Source organism: Actinomadura sp. HBU206391, assembly GCF_014323665.1.
Taxonomy (GTDB): domain Bacteria; phylum Actinomycetota; class Actinomycetes; order Streptosporangiales; family Streptosporangiaceae; genus Actinomadura_C.
Map to the genome: position 1 here is coordinate 1 of NZ_JABVEB010000436.1, position 3223 is coordinate 3223.

A 3223-nucleotide genomic window follows, 5' to 3' on the forward strand; every position below is an offset into this window, starting at 1 on the left:
AGGGCAACTGCGGCATCCCTCATCAGCCTCGACGGCATCAAGAGTTCATCCGGAACCGCGCTGCGCCGCGCCGCGCCGAGTCGCGCCGGGCCGGTGATCAGGCCGCGCGCCTGCCGGACAACTCGGTGTCCGCCGCCATCTGCCGAAGCTGCCGCAGCGACCGATCGGTGATCTGGCGCACCCGGTTGTGGCTGAGCCCGTAACGGGCGCCGATCTGAGCGTAGGAGAGCGGCTGCCCGTCCTCCATGCCGAACCGGGCCCGGACGATCGCGGCCTCACGGGCCGGCAGCCGGTCGAGCATCCGGCGAAGCCCGATGAGATCGTCCTGAGCGAGGATCTCGGCCTCCGGGCTGGCCGTCTCGGTGTCCTCGAGCAGATCGCCCATCGGCGTCTCGCCCGCGTCGTCGACCGCGGCGTCCAGGCTCGCCGGATCACGCCGCCAGCGCAGCAGTTGGTCGACGTGCTCGGGCTCGGTGCCGAGCGCCTCGGCGAGCTCGTCACGGCCGGGCTCCCGCCCGAGTTCGCGGCCGAGCGTACGCTCAGCGCGGCGGAGCCGGGACAGTTCTTCCTCGACGTGCACGGGCAGCCGGATGGCACGAGCGGTGTGGCTGAGGCCGCGGCCGATGGCCTGCCGGATCCACCACGTGGCGTATGTGGAGAATTTGAAGCCCCGCCGGTAGTCGAACTTCTCGACGGCCCGCATGAGGCCCAGATTGCCTTCTTGGATCAGATCGATGAGCGGAAGGGCGTCAGTGGGGTACTTCCGCGCGATCGAGACGACGAGCCGGAGGTTCGCCTCGACGAACTCCTGCTTGGCCTGCAGCCCGGCGGCCACCACCTCGGCGAGCTCGTCGCGCGACGTCCCCGCGGGCAGCGGGCCGTCTTCGAGCAGCCGCTCGGCGTACAGACCGCCTTCGATGGCCTTCGCCAGATCCACCTCGCGCTCCGCGTCGAGCAGCGGGGTACGGCCGATGGCGTCGAGATAGGCACCTACGAGGTCCCTGTCCGGCGTCTCCAGCTTGGTGAACTTCGTACGGGTCGCAGCCATCCTCACCCTTCTCCGTGCAAACTCCCTAAGCGGTTAACGCTGATTACCGGCCTGGGATTCCCAGACCGGAGGAGAAATGTGCGTCATGCACACTGATCCTCCGCCAGGGCACTCCGGCTCTTAATGGAGATGCCCGGTTCGGTCCGCTCGACTCGGGCGGGCGGCGCGGGGCTCGCGCCGGCCGCCCTCCGGCGCTCGTCACGCGGTGTGCCTGATGGGCGGTGTCACGGCCGCTCGGGGGCTCTGGGATGCCCTGAGCGATCGAATCACCGGGCGGGCGCCGAGCGGGCACCCCGAAGGGTCGGGAGCGAGTTCGGCAGGGAATACGTAAGGTCGAATTACCGCTCTACGGGGCCCGAGAGCCAATCGAGCAAGGAGCAGCGAATATGGGGACGGTCAAGCTCACCACGGAGAACTTCGACGAGATCGCTCAGGGCGAAGGGATCGTGCTGGTGGACTTCTGGGCGGCGTGGTGCGCCCCGTGCCGCAGGTTCGCCCCGGTCTATGAGCAGAGTGCCGAGCGCCACTCCGACATCGTGTTCGCGAAGGTCGACACCGAGGCCGAGGACGAGCTGGCTCAGCGATTCGGCATCTCGTCCATCCCAACGATCATGGCGATCCGGGACGGCGTCATCGTGTTCGCGGAGCCGGGCGCGTTGCCCGAGCCGGTGTTGGAGAACGTGATCGAGCAGGTCCGCGGCCTCGACATGGACGACGTCCGGCGGCGCCTCGGCTCCGAGGCCACCGAGCCGGGCTCGGAGGCCTGAGCCAGGGTGGTCGCGAGCCCGGCGCCGCGTCATGGCGAATGGACCATGATTGACGCGTGCTGAGTGACATCGCCCGCGACCTGCTCTGTCCCGTCTGCGGCGCCGGTCTGGACGAGGAGGGCGGCGCCCTGCGCTGCGGTGCCGGGCATGCTTTCGACATCGCCCGCCAGGGGTACGTCAACCTGCTTCCCGGGGACGCGCGTCCAGGCACCGCCGACACTCCCGAGATGGCGCGGTCCCGCGACGCGTTCCTCGGCGCGGGTCATTTCGATCCGCTCATGAGATCGCTGGCCGACCGGGTGCACGAGGTGCTGGCCGCCGCGACCGGCTCGGCTCCCGCGACCGGCTCCCGCGTTCTCGACGCCGGAGCGGGTACGGGGCACTACCTCGCGGCCGTCCTAGACCGGACGCCGGGCACGACCGGGATCGCCCTCGATCTGTCCAAGCACGCGTTGCGCCGGGCCGCGCGTGCCCACCCGAGGATCGGCGCGGTGGCATGGGACGTCTGGCGGCGGCTTCCGCTACGGGACGGCAGCGTCACCGCGGTCCTCAACGTGTTCGCGCCGCGCAACGGGCCCGAGTTCAGGCGGGTGCTCGGAGAGGGCGGAGCGCTGTTCGTCGTGACGCCCACCGCACGGCACCTCGGCACGCTGGTCGGTCCGCTGGGTCTGCTGTCCGTGGACCAGCGGAAGGCCGAGCGGATCGGCGCCGCGCTCGACGCGGATTTCCTCCTGGAGTCACAGGAGGGCCACGACATCCAGATGTCGCTGAGCCACACCGAGGTCGAGACCCTCGTCGGCATGGGGCCCAGCGCATGGCACGTTCCCACAGAGGCGCTGCGGGAGCGGCTCTCGCCACTGCCGACGCCGCTGTCGGTGCCGGCCTCGTTCACGCTCTCGGTGTTCCGGCCGCGCGTCGAAAAATCTACGTGACGTGATGGTTTAGGTGCCTCGAGCAGGGGCATGAGACTCAAGTTGACCTCTGCGAAGAGAGCCCCTACTGTTCATCTTGCCCCGAGGGGATGCGGAACGCCGGATGGCGGTCGGCCCCAGGGGACCTCTGATCTGTACGGGATGCGGGACGCCTTGGATGGCGGCCGGCTCGTTGGCTCTTCTGAGTGATCAACCAGCGGCATTTGTCGCTGCATGATCGTTCAGTGGGCGGGATCTGGGACAGGAAAAATCGGGTCTTGACAGACCGGTTGATCCTGGTAAGTTAGCAGGGTTGCCCCGGAGGGGGTCCGGTTGGTTCTGGGCTGCTGATGGTGGTGTCCGTTTCTTGAGAACTCAACAGCGTGTTAAAAGCCAGTGCCTATTTTTTACCCTCGTTCCATCGGGTGCCGGGCTGGGAGATGTGTTCTTCTGGTGTGGTGTTCGGTGGTGAGGATTCCTTTAGGTATTTGCCCCTG

General features: G+C 68.3%; 3 protein-coding genes. 2 read left to right on the forward strand and 1 reads right to left on the reverse strand.

Going from position 1 to position 3223, the window contains the following annotated elements:
* Window positions 1-97: 97 nt before the first annotated feature.
* A complete protein-coding gene (locus HKK72_RS37865; protein ID WP_187239201.1) occupies window positions 98-1048 on the reverse strand; it encodes an RNA polymerase sigma factor RpoD/SigA in 951 nt (316 codons plus the stop codon).
* A 386-nt stretch (window positions 1049-1434) separates the two neighbouring features.
* Here HKK72_RS37865 and trxA point away from each other — a divergent pair, with 386 nt between their 5' ends.
* Both trxA and HKK72_RS37875 read left to right on the forward strand, forming a co-directional pair.
* The gene (gene trxA / locus HKK72_RS37870) at window positions 1435-1815 is read left to right on the forward strand and encodes a thioredoxin (RefSeq protein ID WP_187239202.1); all 381 of its coding nucleotides are present in this window, start codon (window positions 1435-1437) and stop codon (window positions 1813-1815) included.
* A 56-nt stretch (window positions 1816-1871) separates the two neighbouring features.
* A complete protein-coding gene (locus tag HKK72_RS37875) occupies window positions 1872-2747 on the forward strand; it encodes a putative RNA methyltransferase (protein ID WP_187239203.1) in 876 nt (291 codons plus the stop codon).
* The last annotated feature ends 476 nt before the right edge of the window (window positions 2748-3223 follow it).